This window comes from Mycolicibacterium sp. XJ2546 (genome assembly GCF_053483195.1).
The window spans coordinates 30540-46144 of the sequence record NZ_JBEFRW010000002.1 but is presented as its reverse complement, the minus strand read 5'-3'; the positions used below and the strand labels follow the sequence as shown (position 1 = coordinate 46144).

At 67.8% G+C, this 15605-nt stretch carries 13 protein-coding genes; 8 read left to right on the top strand and 5 right to left on the bottom strand.

Annotated features, from left to right (window positions below; genetic code table 11):
• Positions 1 to 104: 104 nt before the first annotated feature.
• The 3 genes from ABQE44_RS03735 to ABQE44_RS03725 all read right to left on the bottom strand — a co-directional run bounded on the left by ABQE44_RS03735 (position 105) and on the right by ABQE44_RS03725 (position 5254).
• Positions 105 to 1871 carry an alpha/beta hydrolase gene (locus ABQE44_RS03735; RefSeq protein WP_448428375.1) on the bottom strand — a complete coding sequence of 589 codons (1767 nt, stop codon included), beginning with the start codon at positions 1869 to 1871 and terminating at the stop codon, positions 105 to 107.
• A 104-nt stretch (positions 1872 to 1975) separates the two neighbouring features.
• Entirely contained in the window at positions 1976 to 4156 is a 2181-nt protein-coding gene (locus ABQE44_RS03730; RefSeq protein WP_448428373.1) for a molybdopterin-dependent oxidoreductase, read from the bottom strand.
• A gap of 18 nt (positions 4157 to 4174) precedes the next feature.
• Entirely contained in the window at positions 4175 to 5254 is a 1080-nt protein-coding gene (locus tag ABQE44_RS03725) for an ABC transporter ATP-binding protein (RefSeq protein WP_448428371.1), read from the bottom strand.
• Positions 5255 to 5784: 530 nt separating this feature from the next.
• On the opposite strand from ABQE44_RS03725, the gene ABQE44_RS03720 reads away from it, so the two are divergent.
• The 8 genes from ABQE44_RS03720 to ABQE44_RS03685 are packed head-to-tail and all read left to right on the top strand — an operon-like array spanning position 5785 to position 14424.
• Positions 5785 to 6630, top strand: coding sequence for an MlaE family ABC transporter permease (locus tag ABQE44_RS03720; RefSeq protein WP_448428775.1), 846 nt, complete (start codon positions 5785 to 5787; stop codon positions 6628 to 6630).
• 3 nt (positions 6631 to 6633) lie between these two features.
• A complete protein-coding gene (locus ABQE44_RS03715; protein WP_448428369.1) occupies positions 6634 to 7491 on the top strand; it encodes an MlaE family ABC transporter permease in 858 nt (285 codons plus the stop codon).
• A 2-nt stretch (positions 7492 to 7493) separates the two neighbouring features.
• On the top strand, positions 7494 to 8843 hold the full coding sequence (locus ABQE44_RS03710; RefSeq protein WP_448428367.1) for an MlaD family protein: 1350 nt from the start codon (positions 7494 to 7496) through the stop codon (positions 8841 to 8843).
• A complete protein-coding gene (locus ABQE44_RS03705; protein ID WP_448428365.1) occupies positions 8840 to 9892 on the top strand; it encodes an MCE family protein in 1053 nt (350 codons plus the stop codon). The genes ABQE44_RS03710 and ABQE44_RS03705 overlap by 4 nt, the downstream gene beginning before the upstream one ends.
• Positions 9889 to 10920 carry an MCE family protein gene (locus tag ABQE44_RS03700; protein ID WP_448428363.1) on the top strand — a complete coding sequence of 344 codons (1032 nt, stop codon included), beginning with the start codon at positions 9889 to 9891 and terminating at the stop codon, positions 10918 to 10920. Before ABQE44_RS03705 ends, ABQE44_RS03700 begins: the two co-directional genes overlap by 4 nt.
• Entirely contained in the window at positions 10917 to 12020 is a 1104-nt protein-coding gene (locus ABQE44_RS03695) for an MCE family protein (protein ID WP_448428361.1), read from the top strand. The genes ABQE44_RS03700 and ABQE44_RS03695 overlap by 4 nt, the downstream gene beginning before the upstream one ends.
• Positions 12017 to 13111, top strand: coding sequence for an MlaD family protein (locus ABQE44_RS03690; protein WP_448428359.1), 1095 nt, complete (start codon positions 12017 to 12019; stop codon positions 13109 to 13111). Before ABQE44_RS03695 ends, ABQE44_RS03690 begins: the two co-directional genes overlap by 4 nt.
• A gap of 29 nt (positions 13112 to 13140) precedes the next feature.
• On the top strand, positions 13141 to 14424 hold the full coding sequence (locus tag ABQE44_RS03685; protein ID WP_448428773.1) for an MlaD family protein: 1284 nt from the start codon (positions 13141 to 13143) through the stop codon (positions 14422 to 14424).
• 53 nt (positions 14425 to 14477) lie between these two features.
• Here ABQE44_RS03685 and rplL read toward each other — a convergent pair whose 3' ends face one another.
• Together rplL and rplJ are read right to left on the bottom strand one after the other, a co-directional pair.
• Positions 14478 to 14870 (bottom strand): 50S ribosomal protein L7/L12, encoded by a 393-nt coding sequence (gene rplL / locus ABQE44_RS03680; RefSeq protein WP_448428357.1) that lies wholly within the window; start codon positions 14868 to 14870, stop codon positions 14478 to 14480.
• An 87-nt stretch (positions 14871 to 14957) separates the two neighbouring features.
• Entirely contained in the window at positions 14958 to 15488 is a 531-nt protein-coding gene (gene rplJ, locus ABQE44_RS03675) for a 50S ribosomal protein L10 (protein WP_448392713.1), read from the bottom strand.
• Positions 15489 to 15605 lie beyond the last annotated feature (117 nt).

Below are 15605 nucleotides of genomic sequence, written 5' to 3'. Positions count from 1 at the left end.
GAGTACCACCCCGTTGTGCGTGCTATGACCGAGATTGATGTGAGGGCTGTGCGCAACCCTGGGCGCAATCTCGCCCATAGCAACCCGGACAGCACATCAGGCAATCACGCGGCAATCGAGGACGAGCACGATTCCGCCGCCGCCGCACCACCGATGGAGGCGGCGGTGCACGCCGGGCTGAAGCGGAAGATGCCGTCACCCAGCTGGACGAACGGTTGCAGCAGGTTGAGCGGGAACAGCTTGGTCAACGGGTTGGGCAGCCCGACCATGACGGCCAGGCCGCCAGGGTTCCGCATCTCCAGCCGCTCACCGGGCCCCAGGTCATAGACCCCCGTGGCCTGGTCGCCGGCGAACATGTCGTTTGCCCAGGTCACCATCAGGTGCCGGGCCGCCGCCACGTTGCGCGGCTGGGAGAACCCGGACACCGCCTGCTGGGCGAACTGGATCAGCGGGTTGCCGCCGCGCATCGTGTCGACGTGCGAGCCGCCTTCCAGCGTGACGCCGACGAACTGACCGGGCCGGGCGTCCAGCAGCGCGGTGCTGCCGACGCCGAACTGGTTCCAGAAGTAGCGCGGTGCGGCGATCTGATAGATCGGGATGTCGAGCGGCACCTTCCGCAAGGCGTCGGTCATCGAATCGTCCAGACCGACACCGTCGAGCAGCACCACACCGGCCAGCCGGTCGGCCGTGCCGTTGTCGGCCATGTAGCCGGCCGCTCCCGACACCGCGCCGCCGCCCAGCGAGTGGCCCATCAGCACCACCCGGTCGGGAACCGGCCCGGTGTAGCCGGTGCGCGCGACGCTTTCCGCCAGCGCGGTGTTGTCCTCGTTGAACAGGCCGGCGATGGCCTCGTGCATCGACGGGGCGCCGAGCCAGCAGGCGTCGGCGGCCAAGAAGTTCGAGGTGATCGACGGCGCGACGACGATGCTGTCGGTCTGGGTGGCCAGCGCCGCCGCGGTGTAGCTGTACCACGGGCCCGCGGCCAGGAAGCCGTGCTGCAGGTAGATCATCCGGTCCGGCGGATTCTCCTCGGCGCCTTCGGGGAAGTACCAGTCCACCGGCACATTGGTGCCCTCCCCCGGCGCGCAGCCGCAGTCGATCCGCAGCGTGGTGCTGCGCACCGTCACCGAGCTGCCCAGCGGAAGCGTCGCCGATCCACCGAACACCCGGATCGCCGCGGCATAGATGCCGAAGACGACGGTGCCGATGAAGTCGAGCACGGTGGTCAGCGGGTTGCGGAACGCGGTGGCGCTGACGGCAGGCGCCGCGGCGGCGAACGTGATCGCCTCGACCTTCGGGATGGCCTTGAGCTCCGCGGCGACGTCCTCGACGACGACGGTGGCGCGCTGTGCGGCCGCCGGTGCGACGTCGGTTTCGGCGGCCTCGTCGTCCTCGGCGGCGACGGCGGTGCTGTCCTCGCGCTCGGTGTCGACGGGGGCTTCTTCTTCGGGTGCCTGCTGGGCCACGGGCCGGGTCGTGGGTTGCGCGGCCGCGGAGGTGTCGACGCCGCGGTCGTTGTCGGAGCGGTCGTCGGCACGCTCTTCCTCGACGACGGGCTCTTCCTCGTCGACGAGCTCCTCCTCGTCGACGGCCGGCTCTTCCTCGTCGACGGGCTCTTCCTCGACGGCCGGCTCTTCCTCGTCGACGGCAGCGGGCTCCTGCTCGGTGGGCTCGCCATCCTCGGTGTCGGCCGCCGAATCCTCGCTATCTTCAGTCGAACTCGACTTCGACGACTCCGAGGTGCTGGTCGAACTCGAGGTAGTACCGGAGTCGTCGTCGGCGACCGCTGCGCCCGCGCCGGCAAGCATCGCCGCCACCATCGCGCTGGTCACCACGCCCGCGCCGAACCATTTCAAGATCGAGTCGCCCATGGGTAGCAAATCTATTGCGCGCAACGACGCCGAAAGGGACAAACGGGCGGAAAAATGCGAGTAGATCTCGCCTCTTCGTCGGTCTCGGTCGGGGTTAGGCCCAGCTAGGCCCGCGTGACGCGCACCGGCACACCGGTCAGCCTCGCCATCCCGGCCAGGCTCTCGATGTCGTCGGGGTCGCTCGACATCAGCTTGTTGACGTTGGCGCCGCCCGCATCGTTGGCCAACCGCCACCCGCCCGAGCCCGGATGCCCCCAGCCGTGCGGGACGGCGACCACACCGGCGACGATGTCCTTGGTGACCATCACCGGCAGTTCGATCTCACCGCTGACCGAGGCGATCCGCACGACGTCCCCATCGGCGATGTCGGCCGCCGCGGCGTCGTCGACGTGCATGCGGGCGTGCTGGGTGCGTTCGCCGCGCATCAACAACGGTGAGTTGTGCATCCACGAGTTCTCCGACCGAGCCTCCCGCATCCCGATCAACCGCATCGGATAGCCAGCAGGCGCGCTGCGTCGCGTCAACTTCGAGACTTCGGCGCTGATCTCGTCGTGGCGCAAGTGGACTCGTCGGTCGCGATACACCACGACCTCGCGCAGCACCCCGGCGCGCAGGTTGGCCGCCAACACCTTCCCGTGCGGGTGTGCGCGCGTCAACGCCGCGAAGCTCAACCCGCCGCGCCGCAGTCCGAACCGGTCGCCGCCTTCCCCCAGCCGGATCAGCGCATCGACCAGCAGCTGCGGTGAAAGCCGAACACCGAAGACTCCCACCGCTTTTCGCGCCAACGCCAGCATCGCCAAACCAGGTGTGCGACGCCACAACCGCCGGGTGAGCTCGTCGATGATCTCCCACTCTGCGCGCGCCTGCCCCACCGGCGCGATCACCGCCTCGGTGGCCTGCCGAAACGGCGTGGGCTGCAGCGGCTGGAACGGAAGCGGGAAGTCGTCGCGTTCATACATGCTGGCGGCGGGCAACACATAGTCGCAGTGTGCCAATGTCTCGTTGACGTAGAGGTCGATGCCCACCATCAGATCCAGTCCGGCCAACGCGGATTCCAGTTCGTCACCGTCGGGCACCGACAGCACCGGGTTGCCCGCGCTGACGAACAACGCCTTGACCTGCCCGCGCCCGGGCGTGGTGATCTCCTTGGCCATCACCCCGGCGGGTTCGGACCCGAGCACCGAAGGAAACCCGCCGATGCGGGAACGCCTGCGGTGATAGACGGAGCGCAGCAACGCCGCACCTGCCTTGTTCAGCCACCGCTCCGCAGGCAACCCGTACCGGCCGAACATAGCGCCGCCGGGCCTGTCGAGGTTACCGGCGACCAGGTTCACCGCATCGAGCAGATACGTTGTCAGCGTGCCGTTTTCGCCGGTGCTGGTGCCGACGCGCCCGTACACCGCGGCACGTTCGGTGCGCACCAGATCGTGGGCCAGGGTGCGTACCGTATCCGGGTCGATCCCGGTGTGCGGCGCGGTGACCTCTGGGGCGAACGGTCGGGCGAGTTGCTCAAGCCAGACGACGCCGTCGGCCTGACGCGACAACCGGCCCCGGTGCACGAGGTTCTCGGCGAACATCACCTGCAGCAGTGACAACAGCAGGTAGGCGTCGCCGTCGGGCACGATGCCCAGCCATTCGAACGCCGCCGCGGTTTCAGTCTTGCGCGGATCGATCACCAGCACCCGCCCGCCACGCTTGACGACGTCCTGCATGCGGTCCTTGATCCTCGGCAGGGTGAGCACACTGCCATGGGACACAACGGGATTGGCGCCGATCACGACGAACAGGTCGGCGCGCAGCGCATCCGGCACCGGCAGCGCCAGCGGGGTGCCGTACAGCAGTTGGCTGGCCACGAAGCGGTTGTTGACGTCTTGTGAGCCCGCGGTGAACAGATGCATGCGCGGGCCCAAGCCGAGCATCAACGAGGTGAGGCTCAACGTGTGCGAGTAGCTGAACGCGCCGGGATTGCCGAAGTACCAGCCGATGGCGCCCGCGCCGTGCGCACGACAAAGATCGGCGAGCCGCCGCGTGATGTCGGCCATCGCCGCATCCCACGACACCGGCTCAAAGCGGCCGTCGGCGCGCTTGCGCAGCGGGGTGGTGACGCGGTCGGGGTCGTTGACAACTTCGGCGAACGCGATGCCCTTCTGGCAGGCAAAGCCTTTCGAGACCGGATGGTCCTTGTCGGGGCGCAGTTCGACCAGCCGCCCGTCCTCGACGGTCGCGATCATGCCGCACAGCGGCTCGCAAATCCGGCAGAACGTGGGCAGGTGCTGGCGGGTCATTCCGACCCCGGCGTGGGGCTACCTTTCGGCGGTGGGGATGGCGCCGGTCGGGGCGTCGTCCTCGACCGCGTGATGGCGGGCGGTCTCGGTCTCGCCGAACTCGCTGCCCGCGTACTGGTGCGTGCCCTCGAGGTCGTCGCGGATCGCGGCCTGCGCCTTGGGCGGCAGGGTGTGCAGGATCTCGCGCACCCGAGCCTGGCGGCGGCCCACGGCGCGACGCTCCGGCATACCCGGCGTCGCCTGGATCTGCGGCGGCACGCCTTCGATCTCCTCGACACCGCCGTCGTGGTGGCCGGCGTCGAACATGGCCTGCTCTTCGGCCATCGTCGACTCGTCCTTCTCCTCCGACATACCGATCGGACCGATCCGGCGGCCGTTGAGGAACTGCTTGACGACGGGCTCATCGCTGGTCAGCAGCACTTCGCGCGGCCCGAACATGACCAGCTTCTTACGGAACAGCATGCCCATGTTGTCCGGCACGGTGCGGGCGATGTTGATGTTGTGCGTGACGATCAGGATCGTGGCGTCGATCTGCGCGTTGATGTCGATCAGCAACTGCGACAGATAAGCAGTACGGACCGGGTCCAGACCGGAGTCGGGCTCGTCGCAGAGGATGATCTGCGGATCGAGCACCAGCGAGCGGGCCAGCCCGGCGCGCTTGCGCATACCACCGGAGATCTCGCCGGGGAACTTGTTCTCGTCGCCGGCCAGACCGACCAGCTCGAGCTTCTCCATGACGATGTTGCGGATCTCGCCTTCCTTTTTCTTGGTGTGCTCACGCAAGGGGAAAGCGGTGTTGTCGTAGATGCTCATCGAGCCGAACAGCGCGCCGTCCTGGAACATCACACCGAACAGCGTGCGGATCTCGTAGAGCTCTTTGGCGGTGCACTGGATGACGTCGGTGCCGTCGACGATGATCTTGCCGCGCTCGGGGCGCAGCAGTCCGATCAGTGACTTCAAGAAAACCGACTTACCGGTACCCGACGGGCCCAGAAGCACGCTGACCTCACCCGGCGGGACTTCAAGCGTCACGTCTTCCCAAATTCGCTGGGGCCCGAAGGACTTGGTCAACCCTTCGACCTGAATGCCAATGCCCACGCGAGATCCTTCCGCCCTATTTTTGCGCCACACGGCTCCCACCTGTGGCTTGAGTCACTGTAGCGCACGTCGGTATCCGGCACTGCGGTTGTGTCCCGACCAATATCACCGCCTCCGGCGATCGACACTCTCGACACGTTCACCCGCCCCGGAAATTCCATGCTAAATCGTTTGCTGAACCGGCTCCACCATGTCGATTTACTGGTGCGTCAATGCGGTCGGTACGTTGCCATAACGGCCCGGACTCCCAGCCAGGCGGCGTGGCCACCCCATCGAGCGCGGCCCTCGACGTAACAAATTGCGGCCCTTCCGACCACCGAACTGATCTTGCTAGCCGCTCGGTTGAATGCTCAGTACGCAACGCCAAGCTCGGCTAATATCCGCGGTGCGGTGGATCACAGTCGGCCGCATTCCATGAAGCGCATCACATATCGACGGGCTAGTCGGCGCACGAATTCGGGGGTCCCGATCGGTGCGCCGCGGTAGATCGGAGCCCACCAGAGGGAGACGCATCGTTGTCGCAGCAGTCCGTGTGTGACCCGCCCCGGGTCCCCGAGCGTGCCGTCGTCGCCGACTCCGTGCGCGGCTACGTGCGCGCCCACCCGGTGGCCGCCATCGAGACCACCGGCAACCAGGTCGTCCTTGGGGTGCGCTGCCTGCAATACCTCATTCTCGACATCGTCACCGGCCGCTTCGCGTGGCGGGAGTTCGTCCGACAGGGCGCATTCATGTCGGGCACCGCCGTCATTCCGACGCTGTTGGTGGCGATACCGATCGGCGTGACGTTGTCCGTGCAGTTCGCGCTGCTGGCCGGCCAGGTGGGCGCGACGTCGTTGGCCGGCGCGGCGAGCGGGCTCGCGATCGTCCGGCAGGGCGCCTCGCTGGTGGCCGCGGTCATGATGGCCTCCGCCGTCGGCTCGGCGATCACCGCCGACCTCGGCTCGCGCACCATGCGCGAGGAAGTCGCCGCGATGGAAGTCATGGGGGTGTCGCCCATCCGGCGCCTCGTCGTCCCGCGCGCGGCCGCGGCGATGTTGGTGGCCGTCGGGCTCACCGGCACGACGTGCTTTGTGGGCTTCTTCGCCAGCTACTTGTTCAACGTCTATTTCCAGCACGGGGCGCCCGGAAGTTTCGTCAGCACGTTCTCCGCGTTCGCGACGGTCGGTGACCTGATGCTCGCCTTGTTCAAGGCGGTGCTGTTCGGGTTGATCGTCGCGGTGGTCGCATGCGACAAGGGCCTGCGCACCAAGGGCGGGCCCGCTGGTGTGGCCAATTCCGTCAACGCCGCGGTGGTGGAGTCGATTCTGGTGCTGATGCTGCTCAACGTGGCGATCACCCAGATCTACGTGCTGATGGTGCCGCAACATGGGCTGTGATCCATGACGCCCTCGACGTATCTCGTCCCCGGTACCCGACCGCTCGTGGCATCCGTCCGTTCGGTCACGCGGACGGTGCGACGGCTCGGTCACATGCTGTCGTTCTTCATCGAGTCGATCGCGTCGATCCCGATTGTGTTGCGCCACTACCGCGCCGAGTTTCTCCGGCTGCTCTCCGATGTCACCTGGGGCAACGGTTCGATCGTCGCGGGCGGCGGGACGGCGGGTGTCGCGGCGGTGCTCGGTATCGCCGCGGGCGCGATGATCGGCATCGAGGCCTACAACATGCTCGGCATGATGGGGCTGGGGCCGGCGACCGGCTTCGTGTCCTCTCTGGTTTCGACGCGCGAGCTCATTCCGATGATGGCGGCGCTGGCGTTCGCCATGCAGTCCGGCTGCCGGTTCACCGCTCAGCTCGGCGCGATGCGCATCAACGAAGAAATCGATGCCCTCGAGGCGCTCGCCATTCGGCCCATCCCGTTCCTGGTGTCCACCCGGATGCTGGCCTCGGCGGTGGCGGTGGTGCCGCTGTACGTCATGTGCCTGTGCCTGGGATATCTGACCGCACAGGTGGTGGTCAGCCTGTCCGGTGGCGGCTCGACAGGGGCTTACCTGCACTACTTTTCGTTGATGCTCAGCGGCGCCGACATCATCTACTCGGTGCTCAAGGCGGTGGTGTTCGTCTGGTTGGCGTCGACGATCCAGTGCTACTTCGGCTATTTCGCCGCCGGCGGGCCCGAGGGCGTCGGCGTCGCGGCCGGACACGCGATGCGGGCGGCGGTCACCACCGTGGTCGTCGTCAACATGCTTCTCACGATGGCGATTTGGGGCGCTGCCTCCGGTGCGAGGTTCGGCGGCTGAGCATGGGAAACTCGATCGAACCCAACGGCCGCGGCTGGTCTGACCGCCAGCTTCTGGTCGGCGGCGTGGTCGTGCTGGTGGCCGCGACGTTGATCACCGGCGTGCTGTTGGCCAAATCACAGGGCCACCTGGATCGCCATGTCCGGGTGACGGCCGAACTGGTCAACGTGGGCGACGGCTTACCGGAGCGCGCCGACGTCAAGTTCCGCGGGGTGCTGGTCGGGGCGGTCAGCAGCGTGGCACCCGCGCTCGACGGCCGACCCAACATCGTCACGATCAACCTCACACCCGATGCGGCCCAGGGTATTCCGAGCACCGTCACCGCCCGGGTGGTGCCGAGCAACGTGTTCGCCGTCTCCTCGGTGCAGCTGGTCGACAACGGCGGTGCGCCGCCGCTGCACAACGGCGCCGTCATCGCCGAGGACACCAAACTGCCCACGGTGCTGTTCCAGACCACGATCGACCGGGTGCGCCAGATCCTGGCGGCCACCCAGCGCGACGGCACCGACCCGCCGGTCGGGATGATCAACCTGCTCGCCGAGGCCACCGATCACCGCGGCGACGCGCTGCTGAGTTCGGGGGCGCGCGTGCAGCGCATCCTCACCGAGCTGAACCGGTTGATCGCCCGCAGTTCCGATGAGCCGTCGACGGTTTCAGCGCTGAGCGAGATGGCCGACACATTGTCCGCGACGGTTCCCGGGCTCCTCGACTCCATGGACAACGCCGTGGTGCCGATGCGCACGCTCGCCGAGAAACAGGCGGAGTTGCGCAGCCTGCTCGCCGCCGGCCTGGACACGTCGAGCACCGCGGCCACCGCGTTCGACAACCACGCCGACCGACTCATCGGCATCACCACCCAGCTGGAACCGGTCCTCGGCGTGCTGGCCATGAACCATGACGAGTTCCTGCCCATCGCCACCCGGCTCACCCGCCTTTCCGAGAAGGCCATGACCGACGCCTGGGACGCCGAACAGCAGGTCTTCAGCGGCAACTTCATCGTGTCGTTCACGCCGCTGCGCACCTATGTTCGCGCCGACTGCCCGCGCTACGGCCCGCTCGAGGGACCCAGTTGCCACACCGCTCCGCAGACGCCGCAGAAGTTCGACATTCCGCAGGTGCTGCTGCCCGAGAGCTACGAGCCCCCGCCCGGCCTGGCTCCGCCGCCCGGCACGCCGCTGCCGGCGTCGTACGGTGGCAACGTCGGACCCGTCGGCAGCGACGGTGAACGCGAACAACTTTCGACGATCCTGGGCGAGGACGCGAACAGCGCCCAGCAGGTCCTGCTCGGACCGGTGGCGCGCGGCACCGCCGTGACGGTCAGCCCCGCTCCCGACGGCGACGGTGGCCGATGAGGTTCCGTGGCGCGCTGATCGGGTTTTCCGCATTCATGGTGGTGGCCATGGCGCTGACCGTTCTCGTGTACGGCACCCTGCGTCGCGACCCCGACGGTCCCACGGACCGCTATTCGGCGTTGTTCACCGACGTCACCGGTCTGCGCGGCGGCGACGACGTCCGCGTCGCCGGCGTGCGCGTCGGGCGCGTCGACGCGGTCACCCTGGCCGGTGACGTCGCGCAGGTCACCTTCCAGATCGACAGCGAACAGTCGATCTACCCGGACACCGTCGCCTCGGTGATGTACCAGAACATCGTCGGCCAGCGCTATCTCGGGCTGTCCCGCGACCGCAGCAACGCACCCGCACCGCGACTAGCCCCCGGCAGCCAGATTCCGTTGCAGCGCACCGAACCTTCCTTCGACGTCGGCGCCCTGCTCAACGGTTTCGAGCCGCTGTTCACCCTGCTCGATCCCGCGCAGGTGGACCGGTTGACCACCGCCATGATCGACGCCTTCCAGGGCGATTCGGTCGACGTCGCCCAGTTCGTCGCCCAAACCGCCGAACTCACCGCCACTTTCGCCGGCCCCGACGAAATCCTCGGCGATGTGATCGACAACCTCGACACCATCGTCGGCGACCTCGCGGCCCGGGACGCCAACCTCGACGGGGTGATCACCTCCGCGCACGCGATGGTGTCCGAACTCAACCACCGGCGCACGCACCTCATCGCGTCGGCCGGCTCGTTGAACCGCACCGCCGCCCGGATCGCCGCGATCGGGGACGCGGTCTACCCGCAGATGTCCGAACTGCTGCACCGTGAACCGGGTTTCGCTCAGCACCTCGCCGGAATGCCCGACCAGTTGGCCTATCTCGGCTCGAACACGCCGCTGCTGCTCAAGGGGCTGGCGCGGATGTCCGGCGACGGCGCGTACGCAAACGCTTACGGCTGCAGCGTCAACCTGATGGGCTTCTTCCCCGGCCTCACCGAGCTGGTGCCCAAGATCGTCGAACTGGCCTCGCCGGGCAACGACGTGCAGAACTCGCCGAAATGCAGGCCCACCCGATGAAACTGAAGACAGCCACGCCGCGGCTGGAGTCCTACCACCCGTTCTGGATCGGGCTGGTGGCGCTCGTGATGGCCGCCGTCGTGGTCGCCGCCCTGCTGATCGCGCGCACGGCAGGGTTCGGATACACCAGCTACCGCGCCCAATTCGCCCAGGCCGCGCAGCTGCGCGTCGGCGACAACGTCAGCGTCGCCGGCATCAGCGTGGGCGAGGTCAGGTCGGTGGCGTTGGCCGGTGACCGCGTCGTCGTCGCGCTGCGGGTACGCGACGACGTCCGGTTAGGCGCGCACACCCGGGCGGCGATCAAGCTCACCACGCTGCTGGGATCGCGCTACGTCGAGCTGCGCCCACGTGGCGCACAACCGTTGCCGGACAAGCTGATCCGTTTGGAGTACACCGAGGTCCCCTACGACCTGCAGGCGCTGCTGACCGACTCGACGTCGACGTTCGAACAGGTCGACACCGACCGGCTCGCATCCGCGCTGACCGTGCTCTCCGACCAACTCCACGGATTGCCCGAAGCGTTACCGCAGGCCATGACGAACCTGCAGCACTTGTCGGGGATCATCGCGGCGCGCCGCGACCAGATCGGCACCCTGCTGCAGGCCAGCGCCACGCTGACCAGCACCCTGCGCCGCCAGCAGGCCAACCTGGGCCAGCTGGTCTTTCAGGGCCGGGACCTGTTGGCGGAGTTCGTGTCCCGTCAACAGTCGTTCCGGCAGCTGATGGCGTCGCTGACCCAGCTCGTCGAGCTGTTGAGCAGGGCCGTGGTCGCTGACCGGCCCGCCGCCGAGAAACTGGTCGACGACCTGCTGGAGCTCAGCGCGATGGCCGCCGAGCACGACGACCTGTTCCGCAACACCCTGCAGGCGCTGCCGATTCCGATCCGCAACCTCACCAACGCCACCGGCACCGCGCCGGCGGTCGACGTCCTTCCCGCGAACGGCATCCTGATCGACGACTGGATGTGCGCGATCAGCGGCCGCGCCACCCAATTCCACCTCGTCGAGTACTTCAAGGACTGCGGATGAAGAAGTTCATCCTTGCCTGCGTCGTCGGGGTGCTCGCGGTGGCGGCCATCGGCTACCTCACCGCGGCGAAATCGGGTATCGCGTCGCGGCCCATCACCGTCACCGCCCACTTCGACGAGGCCTCCGGCCTGTACCCGGACAACGCCGTAGAGGTGCTCGGCATGCAGGTCGGCACGGTGCAAAGCGTCACCGCCAAGGGCTCCTACGTCGAGGTGGTGCTGAACATCGACGAGGACATCCAGATACCGGCCGATGTGATGGCCGCGACCATCTCGAGTTCGATCCTCACCGACCGCCGGGTCGCGCTGTCGCCGGCCTACACCGGCGGCCCCCTGCTCGAGGACCACGACGTGATCCCGCTCAACCGGACCCGCACACCCGTCGGGTTCGACCGCGTACTGGCCACCATCGACCGGCTCATGGCCGCCATGCACGGCGACGGTCACGGCGGCGGGCCGCTGGCCGATCTGGTCAACATGGGCGCCAAAACCGTTGCGGGCAACGGCAACGACATCAGGTCCGCACTCGATCAGTTGTCGCAGGCGTTGCGGATGACCTCCGACGGCGCGCAGACCGAAGACGATCTCACCACGATCGTCACCAGCCTGAGCGCGTTGTCCAAGGCGGCATCGGACAACGACGCGACGATCCGCGAGTTCGGTTCGTTGGTGCGCGCCACCAGCGCGGTGCTGGCCGCCGAAAACTTCGGTTCGGGCACCACCGGGCGTCGGGCCAACGAGGTGCTCGAGGCCGCCGCCGATCTGCTCGAGGAGAACCGGGACACGATCCAACAGGCCGTCACCAACAGCGATGTGTTGCTGACCGCGACCAACGACCACAACCGTGAACTCGCCGAGACGTTCGACCTGCTGCCGTTGCTGTTGGACAACGTCTACAACGCGATCGACGCGAACAACGGGGCGATCCGCGCCCATGCCCTCGTCGACAAGATGATGTTCGACAGCCAAATGACCAAAGAGGTCTGCAACATGATGGGCCTGCGCCAACTCGGCTGCAGCACCGGCACATTACAGGACTACGGACCGGACTTCGGGTTGTCGTACATGCTCGACGGCATGGCACGGATGGGGCAGCGATGACCCTGCGACTGCGCCGGTGCGTCATCCTCGGCCTCAGCGCTGTGCTGGCCCTCAGCGGTTGTGCCGCACCGAGTCTCGACCGCATTCCGCTGCCTGCCCCCTCGGTGGGTGCGGAGTCCTACACGTTGACCGCGACGTTCGCCAACGCGCTGAACCTGCCGCTGAAGGCCAAGGTGCGCCTGGGCGGCGCCGACATCGGCCAAGTCGTGTCCATGAAGTCCGTCGACTACACCGCCGTGGTGACGATGGAGATCCGCAAAGGGGTGCAGCTGCCCGTTGGTTCGATGGCCGAACTGCGCACTGCCACCCCGCTCGGCGACGTCTACGTCGCGGTGCAACCGCCGGATGCGCCGGGGCAGGCGCTGCTCGCCGACGGCGACAACCTCGGGTTGGGCTCCACCGGGTCCGCGGCGACGGTCGAGGGAGTGCTCAGCTCGGCGGCCGTCCTGGTCAACGGCGGCGTCGTACGCAACCTGACCAAGTTGGTCAACGGCATCGGAAGCGCCGCAGGAGACAACGGCGACGCCTTCCGCGACCTGGTGCGCCAATCCAACCAGCTCACCGAGACACTCAGCGCACGCTCGCAGCAGATCCGGACCTCCCTGGACAACACCGCAACGCTGATCGACACGGTCAACAGCCGCCAGCACAGCATCAACGAACTGCTTGCCGCGTCGTCGCCGGCGATCGGCGCCGTCGACACCCGCGAACTGCTCGACCTCCTCGACACCACCGGCGCCATGTCGCGCCAGCTGTCGCGGTTCCCGTCGCTTCAGGGCACCGACACCCGCAGCATGGTCGCCGACATCAACGCGCTCTCAAACGCTTTCAACGATGTGGTGGTCAGCCCGGACACCAGCATGCTGGCGATGAGCCGGATGCTGCCGCCGTTCGTCAAGGCGACCTCGGGTACCGCGATCGCCGGGAAAGGCAACCTGGCCAAGCTGGCGCTGGGCAGCATGCCGGATATCGGCTACCTGGGTGATCCGGAGTTCCACGGCCCCAAGCGCGCCGACTGGCACTTCATGGTCGGCAGCCTGAAGTACACCCTGTTCCGGTTGCAGGAACGCGTCGTCGGGCAGGGACCGTGATCGACCGGGCCGCCGCAGCATGGTTGTCGATGCGGGATACGGTGCGCCGCAACCGGTTTGCGCTGTCGGGGTTGTCGCTGGTCGTCATCTTCGTCGTCAGCGTGGCCTACCTGACGTTCGGAGCGCTGCGGATCAACCCGGCCCGCACCACGATCGAGGTGCGGGTTCCGCTGGCCGAATCGGGTGGGCTGCTGCCGAATCAGGACGTCACCGTGCGCGGCGTGCCCGTCGGACGCGTCGAATCGGTCGTGTTGGCCGACGGCGGGGTGACCGCGGTCGCCTCGATCGACGCGCGGGCACAGATCCCGGTCGACAGCGCGGTGCGGGTGTCGGGATTGTCGGCGGCCGGTGAGCAGTACCTGGATTTCCGCCCGCTCGCCGATTCGGGCCCGTATCTGGCCGACGGCAGCGTAATCGACCGGGACCGCACGTCGGTGCCGGTGACGTTGGCGCAGGCGTTGGCCAACGCGAACGGCGCGCTGACGCAACTGGATCCGGACAAGTTGGCGACCATCCGCCGCGAACTCGGCGTCAGCGCCGAGGGCCCGCAGAAGCTGGCCGACATCCTCGACGGCGGAACGTTTCTCATCTCCGCGCTGGACGGGGTGCTGCCGGAGACGGTGAGCCTGCTGTCCACCAGCCGGGTGGTGTTCTCGACGGTGGCCGACGTCGATTCGGGGTTGGCCGCGACCGGGCAGAGCCTGGGTTCGCTGTTCGCCGGGATGGCCCGGATGGACGGCGGATTCCGCACCCTCGTCGCGCGCGCCCCCGACAACCTGCGGGGCATCGACCACCTCTTCGCTGACAACTCCGAGACCATGGTGCGGCTGTTGGGCAACCTCGCCACCGTCGCCGAACTGTCGTATGTGCGGGTGCCCGCGTTGAACGCGCTGTTCCCCGACCCCGCCGTGCGAGGTTCGGTGCTGGAGAACATGTTGACGGTCTTTCACGACGGCGCCGCCTGGGGCATCGGCGATATGTACCCGCGCTACGCATGCGATTACCAGGTGCCGCGCCAGCCGCCGTCGTCCGCGGATTACCCGGAGCCGCGCCGATACACGTACTGCAACGACCCGGACCCGTCGGTGCTCATCCGCGGCGCACGCAACGCGCCGCGGCCCGCCGGCGACGATACGGCCGGGCCTCCACCGGGCGCGGATCTGGCCGCGACCACCGACCCCACCCCGCGCGGGAGGTGGACGATCCCGACGCCGTACGGGGGTCCGCCGTTACCGCTGGCGGTTCCCGGCGATGCGCCGCTACCGCCGGGCGCCCCGCCGCAGCCCCCGGGCTGGCCGATCCAGGTTCCCTAGAGACGCCGCACCGCCCGGGATCGCGGTGATCCCGGGCGGTGCGAAACGTGGAACTACTTGACGGTGACCGTCGCGCCAGCGGCCTCGAGCTTGGCCTTGGCGTCGTCGGCGGCGTCCTTGGCGACCTTCTCCAGCAGCGGCTTGGGCGCGCTGTCGACCAGGTCCTTGGCCTCCTTGAGGCCCAGACCGGAGACGATCTCGCGGACAACCTTGATGACGCCGATCTTCTTGTCGCCGGCGCCCTCGAGGATGACGTCGAACTCCGACTGCTCCTCGGCGGCCTCGGCGGGCGCGCCGGCAGCAGCGCCGGGAGCGGCCGCCACGGCGACCGGGGCGGCAGCGGTGACGTCGAACGTCTCCTCGAACTTCTTGACGAACTCGGAGAGCTCCAGCAGCGTCAGTTCCTTGAACGCGTCGAGCAGCTCGTCGGTGGACAGCTTGGCCATGATGGGTCCTTCCTAATTTGTTGCGATTTGTGGAGTCCTGGCCGCGCTCAGCGCGGTTGCGGCTCCCCAAGTTGGGTGGTTACGCGGCTACGCCGCCTCTTCGGAGCCAGCTTTCTTCTCTTCCAGTGCGGCAGCCAGCCGGGCGACCTGCGACGCCGGAGCGGCGAACAGACCGGCGGCCTTGGACAGGTTGGCCTTCATCGCGCCGGCCAGCTTGGCCAGCAGCACCTCGCGCGACTCCAGGTCAGCGAGCTGCTCGACCTCGGCGACGGACAGCGGGCGGCCGTCCATGTAGCCGCCCTTGATGACGAGGGCCTTGTGGTCCTTGGCGAACTTCTTCAGCGCCTTGGCGGTGTCGACGGCCTCGCCCTTGACGAACGCGATCGCGGTGGGACCGACGAACAGCTCGTCGAGCCCCTCGATGCCCGCCTCCGCCGCGGCACGCTTGACCAGCGTGTTCTTGGCGATCCGATAGCTGGCGGAATCCCCGAGCGACCGCCGCAGCTCGGCCAGGTTGGCGACCGAGAGCCCGCGGAACTCGGTGACGACCGTGGCCGTCGACGAGTTGAATCGCTCGACGATGTCGGCAATCGCGGCGGCCTTGTCCTCCGTGGCCATGCATGCCTCCTCGTGGTTGGTGTTCGGCGTTCCGCCTCAAACCGCCCCGAGAATGACGAACGCCCCGACGCAGACAGGTCGGGGCGCACACGAATACAGCGTTAGCCTCGTCCTCCT

Coding starts and splice junctions, on each gene's coding strand:
- ABQE44_RS03715 (WP_448428369.1), top strand. CDS start 6,634: ATGACGCCCTCGACGTATCTCGTCCCCGGTACCCGACCGCTCGTGGCA.
- rplJ (WP_448392713.1), bottom strand. CDS start 15,488: ATGGCCACGGAGGACAAGGCCGCCGCGATTGCCGACATCGTCGAGCGA.
- ABQE44_RS03710 (WP_448428367.1), top strand. CDS start 7,494: ATGGGAAACTCGATCGAACCCAACGGCCGCGGCTGGTCTGACCGCCAG.
- ABQE44_RS03700 (WP_448428363.1), top strand. CDS start 9,889: ATGAAACTGAAGACAGCCACGCCGCGGCTGGAGTCCTACCACCCGTTC.
- ABQE44_RS03735 (WP_448428375.1), bottom strand. CDS start 1,871: ATGGGCGACTCGATCTTGAAATGGTTCGGCGCGGGCGTGGTGACCAGC.
- ABQE44_RS03730 (WP_448428373.1), bottom strand. CDS start 4,156: ATGACCCGCCAGCACCTGCCCACGTTCTGCCGGATTTGCGAGCCGCTG.
- ABQE44_RS03705 (WP_448428365.1), top strand. CDS start 8,840: ATGAGGTTCCGTGGCGCGCTGATCGGGTTTTCCGCATTCATGGTGGTG.
- ABQE44_RS03690 (WP_448428359.1), top strand. CDS start 12,017: ATGACCCTGCGACTGCGCCGGTGCGTCATCCTCGGCCTCAGCGCTGTG.
- ABQE44_RS03685 (WP_448428773.1), top strand. CDS start 13,141: ATGCGGGATACGGTGCGCCGCAACCGGTTTGCGCTGTCGGGGTTGTCG.
- ABQE44_RS03695 (WP_448428361.1), top strand. CDS start 10,917: ATGAAGAAGTTCATCCTTGCCTGCGTCGTCGGGGTGCTCGCGGTGGCG.
- rplL (WP_448428357.1), bottom strand. CDS start 14,870: ATGGCCAAGCTGTCCACCGACGAGCTGCTCGACGCGTTCAAGGAACTG.